The organism is Natronorubrum amylolyticum, assembly GCF_052040145.1.
Classification (GTDB): domain Archaea; phylum Halobacteriota; class Halobacteria; order Halobacteriales; family Natrialbaceae; genus Natronorubrum.
Genome location: NZ_JBPPFW010000004.1, coordinates 282,575 through 299,861 on the forward strand (window position 1 = coordinate 282,575; position 17,287 = coordinate 299,861).

The window sequence follows — 17,287 nt, forward strand, 5'->3', positions numbered from 1 at the left end:
CACCACGTTCCGGGAGCCGAATCGATTTTTCGCGCCTCGAGCGACGTCACGGCTCGAGTAATCGGCAGGGCCAGCAGTGAAAGGGAAGCGACACGTACGTCGACGGGATGCACGATACGATCGCCGTCTCCGAGATCATGGTCACTGACGTCGTCACCGCCCCACCCGACGCGAGCGCGAGCCACGCTGCGACTCTGATGTGCGACGAGCGCGTCAGTTCGGTTGTCGTCGTTCGCGACGGCGTGCCCGTGGGGATCGTCACCGAGGGCGACTTCGCGAGCCACCTCTGTGAGCGGGCCGACCTCAGCGGCGTCGACCTCGAGACCGTGATGGCCTCCCCGCTCGAGACGATTGCACCCGACACCTCCATTGTCGACGCCGTGGCCGTCCTGCGCGGAAACGGACTCGAGCACCTGCCGGTCGTTGAACGTGGCGATTCGGGTGACGAAAGCGACGACAGCGACGAGTCCGGCACGCTCGTCGGCATCCTCACGACGACGGAGCTATCCTACTACGTCCCGCATCTGGCCCGTCGAACGAGTGATCGCGAGCACCACCCCCCGCAGCGACAGGTCCGGACCGACACTCTGTACGAGCGCGACGACTGGACGTTCGAGTACCGCGGCGAGGACGAGTCGACCGTCTCCGTCGGCGACGTCGCCCGCTTCTCGAAGGCTATTTCCGACGACGACGTCGAGGCGTTCGCCGAGATCACCGGCGACACGAATCGCGTCCACCTCGACGAGGCCTACGCTGCCGAGACCCGATTCGGCGAGCGGATCGTCCACGGAATCCTCGCGAACGGCCTGATCAGTGCGGCACTCGCCCGCCTGCCCGGACTGACGATCTATCTCTCCCAGGAGAGTAGCTTCCTCGCGCCGCTGTCGATCGGCGAGCAGGTGGCGGCCACCTGTGAAATCGTCGACGACCTCGGCGGCGGCAAGTTTCGGATCGAGACGACCGTCTCGGACGGGGACGACACGACGGTGCTCGAGGGCGATGCCGTCGTCCTCATCGACGAGCTGCCGCCGGACGTCGCACTCGAGGGAGACGCGGCGACTGCCGACTGACGAAGGAGGGGCTGTGGTGAGAGCGCCTCGATCGGCTACTCCGTACAGCCGTCGGCGGCCTCGAGCGACCGTTCCGCATCCCGTTCGCGCTGGTTCGCGGTGAGGAGATCGCCGGATTCCGCCGTGACCGCGGCCTCCTCGAACGCCTCGGCTGCCGCCGTCAGGTGACCGCTCTGACAGCGCGCCATCTCGAACTGATCGCACAGTCTGGCCGGCGAGTGCTCGTCCCCGTCGAACGTCTCCCGGGCCGTTTCGAAGGCCGACTTCGCGTCGCCGAACGCGGCCTCCGCCCGCTCGTACGCCTCGTTCTCGACGGACTCCTGTCCATCCTCGAGCGCCGCGTACCCGTCGAGCATTGAATCGAAGCCGTCGACGAGCGTCACGAGCGAGTCGAGAACGCCGCCAAGAGCGTCGATACCGTCTTCGAGGTCCGTGGGGTCGATCCGTGCCAGTTCCTCGAATCGATCCCCGTCGAGCGCCTCGTAGTCGCTGACGGCCCCGCCGTGGCGAACCTCGACGGCCTCGAGTTCGCCCATCCATCGGTCGACGGTTTCGGACGCGTCCTCGAGATTCCGCTCCTCGCCGTTCGCGTCGAAGACCGTGTCGGCGTCCGACTCGAGTTCCTCGTCGGTGATCGTCTCGGTGACGGCGACCAGCGCCTCAAGGATGTCCGCATACGTTTCCAGCGTCTCGGCGTCGGGCGTTCGCTCGTCGTCCAGTTCGGCCGCGGCGGTCTCGAGGTGGCCTCGAGCGTCGTCGATCAGCCCGGTAGGCTCGTCCGGGTCGAACTCGACGTCTTCGGAGTCACCCACCCCGCCGTCCTCGATATCCAGCGCGAGCGCGGCTTCGTTCAGGGTTCCAGCCGCTCGGCTGAGTTCGCGTTCGCCGGTTCGGTCGGCGGCGCTGGTGGTCGACTCGCTGCGAGAGAGATCGTCGAGACAGCCGGCGAGTGCAGCCAGCGCCAGCGTGCCGGCACCGGCCCGCGTGAGATACTGTCGACGGTTCATTGGTACTCGAGGATTCGTCTAGAGAGATATGAACGTAGTGGCAAAGGCGTCAATCAAAACGAGCCGGGAACGATAGCGAGAAGCCGCGGCTACGGGTCGAGTTGCGTCGGAACGGCTATCCGAACGGACCCATGCCGCCCATCCCGCCGCCACCGCCACCGCCGCCGCCCTGTTGCATCTGCTTCATCATCCGCTGCATCTCCTTTTCCGACCCCATGCCCTGGAACTGCTTGATCGTCTTCTCCATCATCTTGTACTGCTGGAGCAGTTCTCGGACGTTCTCCTCCTCGGTGCCCGAGCCGCGGGCGATGCGTTCGATCTGGCTCGCGCCGATGGCCTTGGGGTACTCCTTTTCGGCCTCGGTCATCGAATCCATGATGACGCTGAAGGTGTGCATCCGCTCTTGGGTGACGTCCATCGCGTCGTCGGGGAGCTGATCCTTGATCCCGCCGCCGAAGCCGGGGATCATATCCATCACCTGATCGAGCGGCCCCATGTTGTTCATCGCCTCCATCTGCTTTTGCATGTCGTTTAAGGTGAACTGACCCGACAACATGTCCTCGGGGTCCCAGTCGTCTTCTTCCATCTCGGTCTGCTCCATCGCGCGCTCGACGCGCTCTGCGAGCTGGCCGAGATCGCCCATGCCGAGCAGTCGGGAGATGAAGCCGTCGGGCTCGAAGCGCTCGATGTCCTGGACCTCCTCGCCGGTCCCGAGGAAAGCGATCGATGAGTCGGTCTGATCCACGGCTGTGAGGGCTCCCCCACCTTTCGCCGTACCATCGAGTTTCGTAATGACGACGCCGTCGATCCCGATCGACTCGTCGAACTGCTGGGCCTGATCCTTCGCCCCCTGTCCGATCGCCGCGTCGAGCACGAGCAGAGAGGTGTCGGGCTCGACGACGCCCTCGATCTGCTCGATCTCGTCGATCAGGTCCTCCTCGAGCGCGTGACGACCCGCCGTGTCCACGATGTGGACGTCGGCTTCGCTGGTCTCCTCGAGTCCCTTCCGAGCGATTTCGACGGGGTCCTCGCTGTCCGGGTTGCCGTAGTAGTCGACCTCCGCGCGGCCGGCCATCTGTTGGGCCTGCTCGTAGGCGCCGGGCCGGAAGGTGTCGGTCTGGATCACGGCCGGTCGCAGTCCCTTCGTCGAGAACCACCAGGCCATCTTCGCCGCGGAGGTCGTTTTACCGGATCCCTGCAGCCCGGCGAGGAGGATGGTCTGTTCCTCGAGCGGAAGCTCCGTCGACTCGCCGATGAGGTCGACCAGTTCCTCGTAGACGATGCGGAGGACGAAGTCCCGCGCCGGGGTGCCGGCAGGGGGTTCTTCCTCGAGCGACCGCTCTTTGATGTTGTCCGACAGCTCCATCACGAGCGAGACGTCGACGTCGGCCGAAAGCAAGGAGCGCTGGATCTCCTTGACGATCTCCTCGATGTCCTCCTCGCTGAGTCGTGACTTCCCGCGGAGTTTGTCTAAAGTTCCCCGCAGAGAACTGCCGAGATCGTCGAGTACCATTTGCTTCGACTACGGGGCGACGGTGTTAAAGGCTTTTTCTACGGGCGAGAAGAATCAGGTCGTGGCTCAGTCCCACAGCCGTTCGATCCGATCTTCGACGGCAACGACCACCGTCGAGATGACGTCGATCGGATGCGTCGACGGGAGCTCGATATCGACACCGTCGGTTCCGTCTGGTGGCGAATGAAAGTGAAGCCGCGAGTTGTGCGCGTTCGGATGTCGATCCCACCGACACTCCCAGCGGTCGTCAGTGGTCGTCGTCTCGACGTAGTGAACGGTGAAGTCGCCGGTCGTGAACCACCGAACATCGAGCCGAGCGGTATCGATCGAGGGTGGGTATGGTTCGGTATCGATGTATCCCTCAAGGACGCGCGGTTCGTCGCTCCCGGGACGGAACGCCGTTCGTGAAACGACCGGATCGTCCGCGAGTCGCCGCTCGAGCAACCGAAGCGTCTGTCGATCGGGCGGCCCCGTCGATCGTGAGCCGTCGTCGGACGGGCCACCCATCTATGGCGAGGTCGGGACGAGATGACCGTCGTTCTGTGCGATCTGGCGGGCGAGTTCGTAGAGACGAATGTCGCGCTCGAGGGCGTGCCAGTCGCTCAGCCGCACCATCACCGTGTGGATCTCGTCGTGGTCGTCGTGATCAAAGGCCGAGATCGAGGACGGATCAGTCGTCTCGAATTCGTCGGCGTACTCCTCGCAGCGATCCTCCAACGTGCCGACGCGGTCGATAATCTCCTCGACCGTATGCTCCTCGGCGAGTTGACTCGCTTCCTGCCACTCGAGATAGCCGTCGTTGCGCTCATAGCGGGCCGGTTGGGCGTCCTGATCGGCACGGACGATCCCCATTTCGGCAAGGCGATCGAGATGTTTTTTCGCCGCGTTCGGTGAACAGTCCGCAGTCGCTGCGATTTCGGTGTACGCTGTCGGCTCCGTCACGCCGAGTGCGCTGTCGTAGACCCGGTCGAACGTATCAGTGGTCTCGCGCCACCGCTGTCGCACGTCGTCGACGGCCTCCCGATCCGGGACTGGATCGAACTCGGTCATAGTCGTCGGTACGCACCGGTCAATAATATATGTGTGGACTCGCAAATATATGCTCGGGTCCGGATGGTCCCCCAACGCAACGTTCCCACGCACTCGTCGTCGATGCGTATTTCCGCCGACCCGAACAACGAACGCGTATGAGTTCGGATGCAGACGTAGATCCCTCGGAATACGAGGGCCTCGAGGACGCGGACGTCACTATGCGCGAGAACGAACACGGCCTCCATATCGCCGACGACGAAGTGACGGGGGTTTCGAGCCAAGGGCAGACGCCCGAAGCGGCACTCGAGAACCTCGCGGCGGCGGTCGAGTCGTACAGGGAAGCGACCGACGACGATCCGGGCGACGACTGGCTCTAATCGCCTCTCGGTAGGCTCGCTCGAGTCAGCGGATCGGTACACCAGATGCAGCGGCGAGCGGGACAGACGTTGAGAGCCGTGGGTGCGTGGCCGAAACACGTCGAAAAGATCCTATAAGACGAACTCGAGGGCACAAAGGTCATATTCATCGTTACTGCATCGTGTATGACGTATTCTATTCCAATTTTTCAACTCGAAATTAGTAACAATGCCGGCGACGAAGGGGGTTCAGGGGTCAGTTGGCCGATGTTATTATTGGGAGCAATGGATAATCCGACTAGCAGCTAACAGGAATCATCTAAATCCTGGTGTATTTGTGCAGTATCACTGCCGTTCAGTTCTGGAACAAAGCGTAATTGGATACAAACTCCGGACTCAACCCCTCTGAGTTCGCCGGAGAGTACTTCGTCATCGCTAACACCGTGATATCTCCACTCGTGATCGCTTGCTAACTCCCGACTGAGGGTTTCAATCTCACCGCCATCCATTGTTCGTGTAATCCAGTCCTCTACCCCATCAGACGATTCGAATGCAAAATGGAAGGTTCGCTCACGGTCGCTAGTATTGTTGAATTCGACTTCGACGCGAAATTCCGAGCTGTCAGTCAGGCGGGCGCAACCAGAAAGGGCAGCCAAACTACCGCTATACGCCGTCAAAAGTGTTCGGCGATTCATCCTCATACGGTATCCCCCCTGCGTGTTAGAATGATTGTTTTGATATTACGCCTGGTTTGAATTCACAAATGTTCGTCGTCGGTCGTCAGCACTTCGGTTACCGGTGCAACCGGCCACAGCACGCTTCGGTTTTACGGCCCCGTTCGTGGTGGAGAGACTCCATGGACGAGTACGACATCGTCGTGGTCGGCGGCGGCTCCGGCAGCCAAGTCGCGACCGCAGCGGCCGATCAGGGTCTCGAGGCCGCCGTGATCGAGCGCGGCCCGTTAGGCGGGGCCTGCATCACACGGGGCTGTATCCCCTCGAAGGCGCTGATCCACCGCGCCGACATCGTCGAGGAGATCCGACGCGCGTCGGAGTTCGGGATCGCGGCCGAACTGGGCGACGTCGACTACGGCGAGATCACGTCGTCGATTCACGACACGGTCTACGAGAAGGCGGAGAACCAGGAGTCGAGCTTCGAGGAGAGCGAGGATCTCACGCTCTACCGCGGCGAGGGTCGGTTCGTCGACGAGCGCACGCTCGAGGTCGAGCCGAACGACCGCGACGCTGACAACGTCGAGATCCGCGGCGAGACCGTCGTTCTCGCGGTCGGGGGTCGACCGATGATCCCGCCGATCGACGGCCTCGAGGACGCCGACTTCCTCACCAGCGACGACGCGCTCTTTCTGGATGACCAACCCGACTCACTCGTGATCGTCGGCGGCGGCTACATCGGCGCCGAACTGGGCTACTTCTTCGGCGCCCTGGGAACCGAGGTGACGATGATCGGGCGCAGCGAGACGCTCGTCCCGCGCGAGGACGACGACGTGAGCGAGGTCGTGACGAACTCGCTCGAGCGCTACTGCGACGTCTACGCCGGCTACGAGGCCGCCGAGGTGAGTCAGGACGGCGAACGGGTCGTCGTCACTGCCGCGCCGAGCGACGACGGTAGCGACGGCGACGCGGTCGACCTCGAGGCCGATTCCCTCCTGCTCGCGACCGGTCGACGGCCGAACACGGATACGCTGAACCTCGAGGCGGCGGGCGTCGAGACGGACGATCAGGAGCACGTCGTGGTCGACGACAGACTCGAGACGACTTGCGACGACGTCTGGGCCCTCGGCGATATCGTCGGCGAGCAACCGTTCAAACACGCGGCGGACTACGAGACGCGAATCGTTACGGCAAACGTACTCGACGACGCCGGGCGTGAGGTCGATTACCACGCAATGGCCCACGCCATCTTCACCAACCCGCAGGTCGCGAGCGTCGGGCAGACGGAAGGGGAACTCGAGGAGGCGGGCACGGAGTACGAGTCCGCGACGGTTCCCTTCGACGCCGCGCCGCTGGGGATGATCCTCGAGGCCGGCGACGGGTTCGTGAAGGTGCTCGCAAGCCCCGACGGCGAGATCCTGGGCTGTCATATCGTCGGTCCGCAGGCCTCGACGCTGATTCAGGAGGTCGTCGTCGCACTGGAGAGCGGATCGGGAACCGTCGACGACGTGGCTGATCCGGTGCACGTGCATCCGGCCCTCTCGGAAGCGGTGTACGCCGCGTTCGACGAGTTGTCCTCGAGTGCGTACTCGACGGCCCCAAACTGGTCGGACGTTGGCAGATAGTTTATACGGACGACGTACCTCAACTGTCTCCAATGGCCGACGGATCGGAGCGATCCAACTCACACGACGGTGACGCAGCGTCGACAGTGTACGAACGCATCACCGATGCCGTCTTCGCGCTCGACGAAGAGTGGCAATTTACCTTTCTCAACGCGCAGGCCGAGCAGGTCCTCGAGCGGTCCGAGGCGGACCTGCTTGGAACGACCATCTGGGAGGGGTTTCCCGACGCAGTCGACTCGGCGTTCCAGCGAGAGTACGAGCGAGCGATGGACGCCCAGGAACCAGTCGCGTTCCAGGAATTTTCCGAGCCACTCGACGCCTGGCTCGAGGTTCGTGCCTACCCCTCCGAGACGGGACTGACAGTCTACTTGCGAGATATCACGGAGCAGATTCGGCGCCAAAAGCGATTGCAGAAACGCGAGCAGGCGCTGCACGACGCCTACGAGGTCATCGCGGACCCCCAGCGAGCGTTTCGCGACCAGATCGACGAACTGCTGGCCGTCGTCCGCCGGACGATCGGGACGACCTACGCAACGCTGTCGCGCGTTCACGAGGACACCAACGAGTACATCTTCGAGGCGGTCGACGCGCCAACCAACGACGAGATCGAGGCGGGAGATACCGCTCCGCTGGCCGAGACGAGCTGCGAGCACACCGTTAGTACCGAGGAGACGCTCGTGTTGCGGGACGTCGAGGTGGACGCACCGGAGTTGGCCGATCGAGCGGCCACCGCCGAGTGGGGCATCTCCTGTTACCTTGGGACACCGATCACCGTCGACGACGAGGTGTACGGCACCTTCTGTTTCTACGACATGGAGGCCCGAAGCGAGGCGTTCACCGACTGGGAGGTGACGTTCGTCGAACTGCTCGGCAACTGGGTGAGCTACGAACTCGAGCGCGAGCGCTACCAGCGGAAACTGGAGGAATCCAACGAACGACTCGAGCGGTTCGCTTACACTGCCTCACACGACCTCCAAGAGCCCTTACGGATGATTACGAGTTATCTCGGGCTGATCGACCAGCGATACGGCGACGAACTCGACGCCGATGCGACGGAGTTCCTCGAGTTCGCTGTCGACGGCGCCGGACGCATGACGGAGATGATCGACGGGCTGCTCACGTACTCGCGCGTAGAAACGCGGGGCGATCCGTTCGAACCCGTCGAGCTGGACGCCGTCCTCGCAGACGTTCGCGACGATCTGCAGTTCAGAATCGAAGAGACCGATGCCGAACTCTCGAGCAAGTCGTTACCGCGCGTCGAGGGCGACCCCGATCAGTTACGACAGGTGTTCCAGAATCTCATCTCGAACGCACTCGAGTACAGCGGTGACGAACCGCCGCGAATCCGCGTCAGCGCCGAGCGGACGGGGAGCAACTGGACCGTCTCGATCAGCGACGAGGGGATCGGAATCGATCCCGACGATGCAGAGCGTATCTTCGAGGTGTTCGAGCGACTGCACAGCCATGAGGAACATCCCGGAACGGGAATCGGCCTCGCGCTCTGTAAGCGGATCGTCGAGCGCCACGACGGCGAGATCTGGGTCGACTCCGAATCCGACGAAGGGGCGACCGTTCAGTTCACGCTGCCGGTACTCGAGGCGGCCGAGTAGTGAGAAAGGGGTGGCAATGTCGTGAGCGGAGTCGCCGACGGGGTCTCGACTGTTACCGACTCGGTGACGCCGTCCCCGTCGCGATTTCCCCGTCGTTGGCCAGCCACTCCGTGAGACTGCCCTCGTAGAAGGCGACGTCCTCGTATCCCAGCGCCCGCAGGACGACGTAGGTGTGGCTGATCCGTCGAGCCGTGTTACAGTAGAGCACGATTTGACGGTCCGGCGTTATTCCGTACTCGGCTAACAGTGTCTCGAGTTCGGCCTCAGGCTTCAGCCGCCGGCTCTCGTCGTCGACGACCTCGCGCCAATCGAAGCGAACCGCACCCGGCAGTCGGGCGTCCTCGAACTCGTGTTCTTCGCGCGTGTCGACGAAGACCGCGTCGCGCTCGAGGGCGTCCTCGACGGCCTCGAAGCCGACGAGTGGACTCTCCTCGCGTGCGAGCGGGTCGGCCTCGTAGTTCGTCGGCTCGATATCCGGCGCGTCGCTCGTCGTCTCGTACTCGCGGTTCCAGGCGCTGTAGTCGCCGTCGAGCAGTCGGACGTCGTCGTGGCCGTACTCGAGAGCGGTCAGTACGAACCGCGCGGCGAAGACGCCGTGGGTGTCGTCGTAGGCGACGATCGTGTCGTCGGGGGCAATGCCGGCCTCGGAGAGCAGGTCTGCGAAGGCGTCGGCGCCGGGTAACGTCCCGCGGTCGACGTCGCTCTCGTCGCGGTAGCTGTCGAAGGGGATGCTAACGGCGCTAGGAACGTGACCGATGCCGTCGTACTCCCACGGGTCGCGGACGTCGACGACGCGTACCTTCGGGTCCTCGAGATGCGCTGCGAGCCAGTCCGGGGTGACGACGACGGATTCGTCCATTGGCGAGGATTGTCGGGTAGGCTCCGAGAATACACCGGTCCCGGCACCACTCCCCTGGGTACCGAGGTCTCGGCAAGTATCTCCGCCGACTGCTGAGTTGTCGAGTCGCTGAAACCCGTCGTATGTCGGCCCGTATTATAAGCCATTGGCAGTGGGGTCGAGCGCCGAATCGACGCGTTTTCGGCCGTTCGAGATAGCGGCAACAGTCACCGTCACAGTCGACCGTCGTCCGAATTATCCGCTTCGAGAGCCACTAAGACCGTCCCAGCCGTTGGTTCGGGTATGGCAACAGACTACGCCAACGACGTGCTCGTCACGGCTGATTGGGTCGAAGAGCGACTCGACGACTTCCAGAGCGACGACGACGACCTCCGGCTGGTCGAGGTCGACGTCGACACGGAGGCCTACGAAGAGGCCCACGCGCCCGGCGCGATCGGGTTCAACTGGGAAACCGAACTGCAGGATCAGACCACTCGAGACGTCCTCACGAAAGAGGACTTCGAGGACCTCCTCGGCTCCCACGGTATCAGCGAGGACTCCACCGTCGTCCTCTACGGCGACAACTCCAACTGGTTCGCCGCCTACACCTACTGGCAGTTTAAGTACTACGGCCACGACGAGGTCTATCTGCTAGACGGCGGCCGCGAGTACTGGCTCGAGAACGACTATCCGACCACGGACGAAGAGCCCGACTTCTCGGCCGTCGAGTACGACGCCGCCGGTCCGCGCGAGAGCATCCGTGCCTACCGCGAGGACGTCGAGAACGCGATCGACCGCGGCGTTCCGCTCGTCGACGTTCGCTCGCCCGAGGAGTTCACCGGTGAAATTCTCGCACCCCCAGGCCTGCAGGAGACCGCCCAGCGCGGCGGCCACATCCCCGGCGCGAAGAATATCTCGTGGGCGGCCGTCACGAACGACGACGGGACGTTCAAAGAGTACGACGAACTCGAGGAACTGTACGCCGACGAGGACATCGACGGCGACGAGACGACCGTCGCCTACTGCCGCATCGGCGAACGGTCGTCGGTCGCGTGGTTCGCGCTCCACGAACTGCTCGGCTACGAGGACACCGTCAACTACGACGGCTCCTGGACCGAGTGGGGGAATTTGGTTAACGCGCCTATTGAGAAAGGCGAGGCCGAGTAAAACGAGGCCTCGAAGTGAAGCGGTGAGCCGGTAGGCGAAGCTGAGTGAGCGGAGCGAACGAAGCTTCGTAGTGGAGCGGGGAACGCAGTGACCCACGAAGCAAGGCGAGGGCGAGTGAAACGAGGCCTCGAGGCGAAGTTTCGACGCCGAGTAAACGCAGCAGACGACGTTTCGCCGCCGACGACCGACCCGTCTTCACTCTCGTTTTTCGACGCGCATTCGAGGGAGTATCGCTCGAGTGCACCGTCTCAGTTCAGAACGACTCCTGAACCGGCATCCTGTCGATAGAACGCAGACGAGCGGCCGGCTATCGACTTCGAGGACGGCCAAAAAACGGTCCACGGCAAGCGGTGAGCGAACGGCGTGATCAGTGGAGGTCGTCCGGCGTGACGACGTCGACGTCGTGATCGTCGAGTGCCGAGAGGACGGCCTCGAGTTCGTCGAGCGAATCGCCGACGTTCCGATAGGAGAGCGTCGTGACCAGCCGGTAGTCGGCGGTCCACTCGAGGAGTTGCGCAGCGTCAGCGGGGTCGGGGTTGGTTGCACGGGGGGCGAGATGCGGGTTGCTCAGGTTGCCGTGGCCCGCGTAGCCACCGACGAACGCGATCTCGGAGTACTCTTTCGCGAGGTCGAGCGACGACTCGTCGTAGCGGTTGAGCCCGTAGGAGAAGTAGGCGCTGTCGAAGCCGTTGTCGTCGAGCCACTCGGCAGCGCGGCTGAACTCCTCTTCCTGTCGGCTCTCGCCGTGCTGGGTGAGGTCGGTTCCCGTCGCACCGCCGCTGGCGACGGTCCAACCGTCGTCCTGGAGGGACTCGAGGTCGGACTGGGAGAGGTAGCCCGAGGAGCCGACGTAGTCGGTGCTCACGAAGGCCGTTCCGGGGACGTCGTACTCCGCGAGGAGCGGCCCGGCCCCGTTGGCGACGTCGGGAGTGCTCTCGGGGAACTGCAGCATGACTTTCCCGGTCTCGGGTCGCCCGACGAAGTGGTAGTCGTCACACCAGAGAGACAGCTCGCGGTCGCCGGCCCAGACGGAAATCTTGGTGTGTGCGATCGAGCCCAGGTCGGGATCGCCGTCGGTGTCGAGGACGCCCAGGTCGTGGTGAACGAACGGGCCGTCTCCGCGCACGGCACACTGGAGCAGCAGTCGATCGCCGTCGGTGTCCGTAAGCTGGACGGTCGGGCTGACGTCGTGATCGCTCGCGAACGCCAGCGCGGGGAACTCGTCGGAGAGGTCGCGCGGAGTGTCGAACTCCCGTTTGATCATGATCCGTTCGGTCGAGCCGTCGGCCTCCATCCGAGCGGACTGGGTCCCCGCGTAGACGCGGTCTTCGTCCGCGGTGAGCGATCCTTCTTCGACCGTCCACTTCGAGAGATCCTCGAACTCGTCGAACGAGCCGGGTTCCTCGTTGACCGGGTCCGACGACCCGTTGCCGTCGTCGTCATCGCCGTTTTCGTCGTCGCTGGTTTCCGACCCGGTCAGGGCGGAACAGCCGGCGACGGTAGCCGCCGCAGCAGTCGCGGTTGCGAGATACGTTCGTCGTTTCATTACGATCGAAGACAGTCGCTTTTGGGTGATTGTTATGGCTACGTTAGTGTTCAAGTCTCGTGAGTAGTCGGTGCCTATCGGCCCGAAGGGGCCCGCTACTCCCGGCCGACCCCGACCTGGCGTCGGTTCGACAGACGACTACAGATCACGACACTACTAACTCGAGGCCGGTCGAACGACTCACTATGACTGATTCCGAAGCCATCCTCGACGCCGTCCGCGAAGACAACCAGACCGCGCTCTCCCGACTCGGTTCCTCGAAGTCGTTGTACGCCGACACCGGCGGCGACATCGACACCGAACCCGTCCTCCGCGCGACCGCCGACGCCGAACACGCCGCCTGGGAGACGTTCCTCGAGTGGGCCGACAGCGAGGCTCACGACGACGCGCGCGAGGCGTTCGAAGCCACCGCTGCGGAAGAACAGGACCACTACGAGACCGTTCTCGACCACCTCGGAACCGACGAGTACGAGCCGGGAGAGATCCCTGCGCTCCACGAGTATCTGCGCGGCCTCGAGTCGACGGTCGAGCGCGTCGGCGGCTTCCTCGGCCGAATTCTCGCGAGCAAGCGCTCGAAAGAACAGGTCGTCGGCTACTTCGTCGGCGACGCCGACCCTCAGACCGCCGGCGTCTTCCGCGAGTTCGGCGACGAGCTGGACGCACAACTCGAGCGCGCCGAGGAGTTGCTCGAGGACGTCTGCGAGAGCGACGAGGACCGCGAGCGCGCAACGGAGGCCGCGACCGGAGCGATCGAGGCCGCCTACGGCGAGTACGTCGAGAACCTCGAGGCGATGGGTGCGAATCCGAAGCCAGTCTGCTGACCGGCTGAAGAAGCGAAACCGACGGCGCTACACGCCGTCGACCGTCTCCCGGTAGGCGCTGATCGACTCGAGCGCCTCCGTGACGAGGTTGGCGACCGCGCCGCCCTCGTCGTCCGCGATTTCGGTGAGGACGTGTTCGTGGCGCGCGAGTTTGCCGTGGTCCGGCCCGCGGTCGGCCTCGGCCAGCGTCTCGAACTGCCGTGCCTGATTTTCCAGCCGGTCCCGGGTCTCGTCGTCCGACGCGGACTCGGCGGCGTCCTGGAGCGTTGCAGCGGCGTTCTCGAGTTCAGGTCGGGTCACACGTCGTGATTCACCGGCGGCCGATAAAACCGTTTCACTCCTTCCGAGTCGGTGGAAACACCAGCACCCGCGTACGATCGCATTAGGCAACGCGTTCGATCCGATCCGCGAGGTCCATCCCCGCCGCTTCGTCAGCGGAGAAACCGGCCACGGCGTCGTGGAAGTTCGTCCGGTAGCTCGCCGGCCCCTCGTGGGGCATCTCGGCCGCGAGTTCGCCCGCGATGCCGAACGCGAGCGTGCCGTGGACGGCGGCCGTCTCGGCATCCTCGAGCGCACCGTGGAACGACGCGACGGTCGCGCCGAGCATACAGCCGGTGCCGACGACCTCGCCGAGCATCTCGTGACCGACCGAGAGCCGAACGGCTCCGTCGGCGGTCGCGACGACGTCCTCGACGCCGCTCGCCACGACCGTCGCGCCGGTCGACTCGGCGAGCGACTGGGCCGCATCCTCGATCGCCTCGTACTCGCCGACGGATTCGACGCCTTTCACCTCCGCTTCGACGCCCGCGAGCGCGCTGATCTCGCCGTAGTTGCCCTTGATAACCGAAAAGTCGACGGCCTCGAGTAACTCCTCGGCGACGGCCTCTCGAGTCGGCGTCGCGCCGACGCCAACGGGATCGAGGACGACGGGAATGTCCCGTTCGGCAGCGGTTTCGGCGGCCTCGTGCATGGCCTCGACTTTCCCCGCCGGAACCTGGCCCGTGTTGAGCAGGATCGCGGCCGCGCCGTTGGCCATCTCGCCGGCGTCGCCCGGCGAGTCGGCCATTACCGGGAGCGCATCCCAGTGGAGCGTGAGGTTGGCCACGTCGTTCATCGTCACTTCGTTGGTCAGGTGCTGGACGAGCGGCGATCCGTCGGCGATCGTCCGCAGGGAGTTCGCGAGATCGTCGCCGGTGGTATCAGTGGGTAGTGACTCACTCATCGGATGTCGATCCGTTCGCCACCCCCTTCGCAGTTTCGACGGTTTCCGCGAGCGCGGCGGTCGCAGCCTGCGGATCGTCGGCCGCGGTGATCTCGGAGATGACGGCGACGCCGGCCGCGCCGGCCTCGACGACCGGGCCGGCGTTTTCAGCTGTGATGCCCCCGATTCCGACGACCGGAATCGAGACCGCGTCGGTGATCTCGGCGATCCGTTCGGGGCCGACGCCGTCCTCCTCGGCGGCGACGTCCTTCGAGGACGTGCCGTAGACGGCGCCGATACCGAGGTAGTCCGCGCCCGCGGCTTCCGCCTCGAGCGCTTCCTCGACCGTCGAGGTCGAACAGCCGACGACCGCGTCGGGTCCGAGCAGGTCGCGCGCGACGGTCACCGGCAGGTCCGACTGGCCCACGTGGACGCCGTCGGCGTCGATCGCCTGTGCGATATCGATCCTATCGTTGACGATCAGGTCGACCCCCGCCTCCGCAGTCAGTTCGCGGAGTTCGAGCCCGAGATCGTACCGAAACCGGGCCTCGGTCTCCTTCTCGCGGAGCTGGACGACGTCGACGCCGCCGTCGATCGCCGCCCGCACTATTTCGGGCGTCGAACGCCCCTCCGAGATCGATTGCTGGGTGACGAGGTAGGTGCCGTAGTTCGACGGATCCATGATTGAACAGGCGGTTCTCGCCCACTAATCGACTTCGGTCGAACGGACCGAGGCGGGCACGCTCGAGCCACCTACTCGAGTCGCGTCTCGCCGCGCCGGACCAGCGACTCCCAGTTCGGATCGTCGCGGACGTCCGGCAGCGGGGCGATCGGTTCCGGATCGGCCGGCTTCTCGGCGACCGAATACCGCCACCAGGCGACGTCGTACCAGTCGCCTTCCGTGTACCCCATCGCGGGGAAGTCGACCACCCGCTCGAAGCCGAGCCGTTCGTGGAACCGTTCGGTCTCCGGGTTCGGCACCGTCGTGACGGCGTAAGCGTCGCAAACGCCCTGGCGCTCGAGGATCGCGAACAGGGACTCGTAGAGCGCGCGACCGACACCAGCCCCGCGGGCGCTTTCGGCGACGTACACCGACAGTTCGACCGTCCACTGGTAGGCCCGGCGCTTGCGGAGCGTCCCCGCGTAGGCGTAGCCGGCGACCCTCCCCTCGAGTTCGCAGACGAGCCAGGGGTAGGTCTCGAGGGTAGACTCGATCCGGTCGGCCATCTCGGATTCCGTCGGCGGGCTTTCCTCGAACGTGACCGCCGACGATTCGCAGAACGGCGCGTAGATGTCCCGAACGGCGGCCGCGTCCGCCGGCCGCGCGGTCCGGATACGAGAGTCGGATTCCATGGGAGAGGATTTCGGCGATTACTGATAAACGCGCCGAAGGACTCGAGGACCGTCGAGAGAGCGAATCGTATTGATTGGTCGCGAGAGCAGTCAGACGTGACGCTACCGCTTCAGTCCGACCGAACCACTGCGGTGGCGCGCGCTGAACCGTAGCGAACGAACAGTGAGCTACGGTTCGAAACCGCGCGAGGGACGAACGAGCGACGCGAGTGAGTCGGTTGGGGAGGACGTGGCACTCATTGTTGCCAGCAGTAGCAGAACGCTCGTCTTCGCAGAACGGTTTCGTTTATCGAACACCGAACCCGGATCGCATCGTTGCCAGTATCAAGTATACTGCTTCTCCCTCACTTCGACGTTTGCGTCCGAATCCACCGACGCACCCGACCCGCGACCCGTCGACCGCCGGCGTAGCCTCGTCGCCAGGTCGACGGTCGAAGCAGGTAGCGAATCCCCAGCGCCGCCATCGTGAGCCAGAAGACCAGCGCCGTCCAGACCCTGCTGGCGCGTTCGGAGTGGGTCAACACGGGAATCGTGACGAACACGGCCAGCGCGAGGCCGAGTGCGCCCCCCGCTGCGGGCAGCGACAGCAGTTGGAAGTACTCGAGGGCGGCGACCAGCGGCGCAAAGGCCGCGCCGGCGAGTGCGACTCTGAGCGCGACGGGGCGGACCGCTTCCGAGGGACGATCGACCGCGAAGACGTCCTGGCCGAGCTTGATGAGCTGCCAGCCGCCGAACGTGCCGAGCGAAGCACCGAGCAGGAGAACGGCATCCGGCTCGAGGCTGCTCGCGGCGAGCGCGAACGCACTCGAGACGACCGCGAGCGAGAACGCGACCGTTCCCTGTTCGGTCGGGGAGCGAGCCAGCAGGCGTTCCGCGACGAACAGGAACGTCAATCCAACGGCGACGCCGGCGACGATGTCGACGAGATAGTGGAGGCCCAGCGCGACTCTCGAGAGGCCGACGAGCGTGACGACGGTCGCGGCACCGGCGAACCGTCGCCGGGGCGTGCCGATCGAGAGCCGCTTTGCGAGACTAAAGTAGACGATGGTCGTCATGAGCGCGTGGCCGCTCGGAAAGCCGTAGCCGCTGGCCATGCCCGTCGCCTCGTACAGCGGCTGGAGCAGGCCGGGCAGGGACTCGATCGCGACGAGGGGCTGGCCCGGGCGCGGCAAGCTAAAGACGTGTTTCAATCCGGTGATTAGCGAGAGGCCGGCCATCGTCAGTCCGATGATGACGGCTGCATCCTCGCGTTTGGTCGCATAGAACCAGTAGAGTCCACCGACGAGCAAGGCGAGAAACCAGACGTCACCCAACTGGGTGAGGAGGGCGACCAGGATCGCCGCCCACTCGGGGATGACCTCCTGGATCGGTTCGAACTCGCCGATTCCTCTGGACATGTTGAACCGTACGGTGATCGAACACTAATCGGTGTCGGCTCGTCCCGCCTCCGGGGACAGTACGGTCCGAATTCGAGCGT

18 protein-coding genes are annotated in these 17,287 nt (G+C 64.5%); 6 read left to right on the top strand and 12 right to left on the bottom strand.

Translation table 11 applies throughout. The features are described 5' to 3' along the window. Nucleotides 1-107 precede the first annotated feature (107 nt). Entirely contained in the window at nt 108-1,070 is a 963-nt protein-coding gene (locus ACSFDB_RS16980) for a CBS domain-containing protein (protein ID WP_440772099.1), read from the top strand. A 35-nt stretch (nt 1,071-1,105) separates the two neighbouring features. On the opposite strand, the gene ACSFDB_RS16985 is transcribed toward ACSFDB_RS16980, so the two are convergent. From ACSFDB_RS16985 to ACSFDB_RS17000, 4 genes are all read right to left on the bottom strand, one after another. Next, the gene (locus ACSFDB_RS16985; RefSeq protein WP_440772100.1) at nt 1,106-2,077 is read right to left on the bottom strand and encodes a hypothetical protein; all 972 of its coding nucleotides are present in this window, start codon (nt 2,075-2,077) and stop codon (nt 1,106-1,108) included. 115 nt (nt 2,078-2,192) lie between these two features. Next, nucleotides 2,193-3,590, bottom strand: coding sequence for a signal recognition particle protein Srp54 (locus ACSFDB_RS16990; RefSeq protein ID WP_440772101.1), 1,398 nt, complete (start codon nt 3,588-3,590; stop codon nt 2,193-2,195). A 66-nt stretch (nt 3,591-3,656) separates the two neighbouring features. Next, a complete protein-coding gene (locus ACSFDB_RS16995; protein WP_440772102.1) occupies nt 3,657-4,097 on the bottom strand; it encodes a toxin-antitoxin system TumE family protein in 441 nt (146 codons plus the stop codon). After that, on the bottom strand, nt 4,098-4,640 hold the full coding sequence (locus ACSFDB_RS17000) for a winged helix-turn-helix domain-containing protein (protein ID WP_440772103.1): 543 nt from the start codon (nt 4,638-4,640) through the stop codon (nt 4,098-4,100). Between the two features lie 137 nt (nt 4,641-4,777). Here ACSFDB_RS17000 and ACSFDB_RS17005 point away from each other — a divergent pair, with 137 nt between their 5' ends. Next, nucleotides 4,778-4,999, top strand: coding sequence for a type II toxin-antitoxin system HicB family antitoxin (locus ACSFDB_RS17005; protein WP_440772104.1), 222 nt, complete (start codon nt 4,778-4,780; stop codon nt 4,997-4,999). A gap of 284 nt (nt 5,000-5,283) precedes the next feature. On the opposite strand, the gene ACSFDB_RS17010 is transcribed toward ACSFDB_RS17005, so the two are convergent. Beyond that, nucleotides 5,284-5,679 (bottom strand): hypothetical protein, encoded by a 396-nt coding sequence (locus ACSFDB_RS17010; protein ID WP_440772105.1) that lies wholly within the window; start codon nt 5,677-5,679, stop codon nt 5,284-5,286. A gap of 155 nt (nt 5,680-5,834) precedes the next feature. Between ACSFDB_RS17010 and ACSFDB_RS17015 the strand changes: the two genes are divergently transcribed. Next, nucleotides 5,835-7,274, top strand: a complete 1,440-nt coding sequence (locus ACSFDB_RS17015) for a dihydrolipoyl dehydrogenase (protein WP_440772106.1) — start codon at nt 5,835-5,837, stop codon at nt 7,272-7,274. Nucleotides 7,275-7,306: 32 nt separating this feature from the next. Continuing rightward, the gene (locus ACSFDB_RS17020) at nt 7,307-8,884 is read left to right on the top strand and encodes a sensor histidine kinase (protein WP_440772107.1); all 1,578 of its coding nucleotides are present in this window, start codon (nt 7,307-7,309) and stop codon (nt 8,882-8,884) included. A 52-nt stretch (nt 8,885-8,936) separates the two neighbouring features. Here the strand turns inward: ACSFDB_RS17020 and ACSFDB_RS17025 are convergent, their stop codons facing one another. Continuing rightward, a complete protein-coding gene (locus tag ACSFDB_RS17025) occupies nt 8,937-9,743 on the bottom strand; it encodes a sulfurtransferase (protein WP_440772108.1) in 807 nt (268 codons plus the stop codon). Nucleotides 9,744-10,025: 282 nt separating this feature from the next. Between ACSFDB_RS17025 and ACSFDB_RS17030 the strand changes: the two genes are divergently transcribed. Continuing rightward, nucleotides 10,026-10,889: a sulfurtransferase gene (locus tag ACSFDB_RS17030; protein ID WP_440772109.1), complete on the top strand. Its 864-nt coding sequence runs from the start codon at nt 10,026-10,028 to the stop codon at nt 10,887-10,889. A gap of 367 nt (nt 10,890-11,256) precedes the next feature. Here the strand turns inward: ACSFDB_RS17030 and ACSFDB_RS17035 are convergent, their stop codons facing one another. After that, the gene (locus tag ACSFDB_RS17035; RefSeq protein WP_440772110.1) at nt 11,257-12,435 is read right to left on the bottom strand and encodes a polysaccharide deacetylase family protein; all 1,179 of its coding nucleotides are present in this window, start codon (nt 12,433-12,435) and stop codon (nt 11,257-11,259) included. 185 nt (nt 12,436-12,620) lie between these two features. Between ACSFDB_RS17035 and ACSFDB_RS17040 the strand changes: the two genes are divergently transcribed. After that, nucleotides 12,621-13,256 carry a rubrerythrin family protein gene (locus tag ACSFDB_RS17040; protein ID WP_440772111.1) on the top strand — a complete coding sequence of 212 codons (636 nt, stop codon included), beginning with the start codon at nt 12,621-12,623 and terminating at the stop codon, nt 13,254-13,256. A 27-nt stretch (nt 13,257-13,283) separates the two neighbouring features. Here ACSFDB_RS17040 and ACSFDB_RS17045 read toward each other — a convergent pair whose 3' ends face one another. The 5 genes from ACSFDB_RS17045 to ACSFDB_RS17065 all read right to left on the bottom strand — a co-directional run bounded on the left by ACSFDB_RS17045 (nt 13,284) and on the right by ACSFDB_RS17065 (nt 17,207). Then, nucleotides 13,284-13,556 (bottom strand): DUF7553 family protein, encoded by a 273-nt coding sequence (locus tag ACSFDB_RS17045; protein WP_440772112.1) that lies wholly within the window; start codon nt 13,554-13,556, stop codon nt 13,284-13,286. 82 nt (nt 13,557-13,638) lie between these two features. Continuing rightward, entirely contained in the window at nt 13,639-14,478 is an 840-nt protein-coding gene (gene thiM / locus ACSFDB_RS17050; RefSeq protein ID WP_440772113.1) for a hydroxyethylthiazole kinase, read from the bottom strand. Beyond that, the gene (gene thiE, locus ACSFDB_RS17055; RefSeq protein WP_440772114.1) at nt 14,471-15,139 is read right to left on the bottom strand and encodes a thiamine phosphate synthase; all 669 of its coding nucleotides are present in this window, start codon (nt 15,137-15,139) and stop codon (nt 14,471-14,473) included. The genes thiM and thiE overlap by 8 nt, the downstream gene beginning before the upstream one ends. Nucleotides 15,140-15,210: 71 nt before the next feature. Next, nucleotides 15,211-15,810 carry a GNAT family N-acetyltransferase gene (locus ACSFDB_RS17060; protein ID WP_440772115.1) on the bottom strand — a complete coding sequence of 200 codons (600 nt, stop codon included), beginning with the start codon at nt 15,808-15,810 and terminating at the stop codon, nt 15,211-15,213. A 344-nt stretch (nt 15,811-16,154) separates the two neighbouring features. Then, a complete protein-coding gene (locus tag ACSFDB_RS17065) occupies nt 16,155-17,207 on the bottom strand; it encodes a phosphatase PAP2 family protein (RefSeq protein ID WP_440772116.1) in 1,053 nt (350 codons plus the stop codon). Between the last annotated feature and the right edge of the window lie 80 nt (nt 17,208-17,287).